The sequence below is a fragment of the Methylobacterium nigriterrae genome (assembly GCF_037106235.1).
Taxonomy (GTDB): Bacteria; Pseudomonadota; Alphaproteobacteria; order Rhizobiales; family Beijerinckiaceae; genus Methylobacterium; species Methylobacterium nigriterrae.
This window is the reverse complement of record NZ_JBAWTG010000711.1, coordinates 1-295: the sequence shown is the minus strand read 5'-3', so window position 1 is coordinate 295 and position 295 is coordinate 1. Positions and strand designations below refer to the sequence as shown.

The following is a 295-nucleotide window of genomic DNA, read 5'->3' as shown; positions in this document are numbered from 1 at the left end:
TCCGGGTCTCGTCGACAAGAACGAGGCTGGTAATGAATTGCTCTTTGCTCTCGGCTGGGAGAACGTCGTGATCACCATCGACGAGTTCACTGCCGCAACGACCGAGCGCGGCTGGGCCTACTGCGCGCAACTCAAAGGTGCCCGTAAGGGCAGCAACTTCCTGGCCACCAACGTTGCGTCGGTCGACGTCGACTATGGCCTTTCGGTCGAGGAGGCGCTCGCCAACCCCTTCGTCCGGCAGCACGGCCGCATGCTCTACACGACGGCGCGCCACAGCCCGGAAGCGCACCGCTTC

The 295-nt window shown here is 63.7% G+C and carries 1 protein-coding gene; it reads left to right on the top strand.

Annotation, left to right across the window (positions count from 1 at the left end):
* Positions 1-67 precede the first annotated feature (67 nt).
* Positions 68-295, top strand: a 228-nt coding sequence (locus WDW90_RS41270; RefSeq protein ID WP_336492961.1) for a hypothetical protein, incomplete at its 3' end; no start/stop codon positions are given.